A 548-nucleotide genomic window follows, 5' to 3' on the forward strand; every position below is an offset into this window, starting at 1 on the left:
GGTACTTTTAGATAGCGTACGCCATTATCTTCAGGATCAGGCAAGTGACCGGCATCGATGTTGACTTGTACTGAGGGAATGATTAGGCGCGGCATGGATAGCGTCGTATCGCGGCGCTCGCGCATCTCGACGAACTCAGCTTCATTTATACCGTCTTTAACATGAATATTGCCTTGCCTTTGTGCGCCAACAGTAGTCGATGGACAGTGCTGGCGGCCTTGGCTTGGGTAGTCATGACATAAGTACATGACGGTATCCTCAGGAAGCGCCAATAGTTTTTGAATAGACTGATACAACATTTTGGCATCGCCGCCTGGAAAATCACAGCGCGCCGTACCTACATCAGGGGCAAATATCGTATCGCCTGTGAATACCGCTGTTTTTTCGCTGTCGGTTGCCACGTAGGCCATATCCGCTGGCGTATGACCTGGCACGTGCATGACGCTAATACTAATGTCGCCTACAGCCAAAATCGTATCTTCATCGGTCAAGATATCGAACTGACTGGCATCGGTACGAAAGCTGGTATCAAAGTTGTACACTTGCTT

General features: G+C 49.3%; 1 protein-coding gene. It reads right to left on the reverse strand.

All coding sequences use genetic code 11. The annotated features are described in order from the left end of the window. Positions 1-548 (reverse strand): MBL fold metallo-hydrolase (locus ACTXGO_RS16065; protein ID WP_443575225.1); only part of this gene is annotated, 548 nt, incomplete at both ends.

The sequence above is a fragment of the Psychrobacter sp. T6-1 genome, from assembly GCF_052258445.1.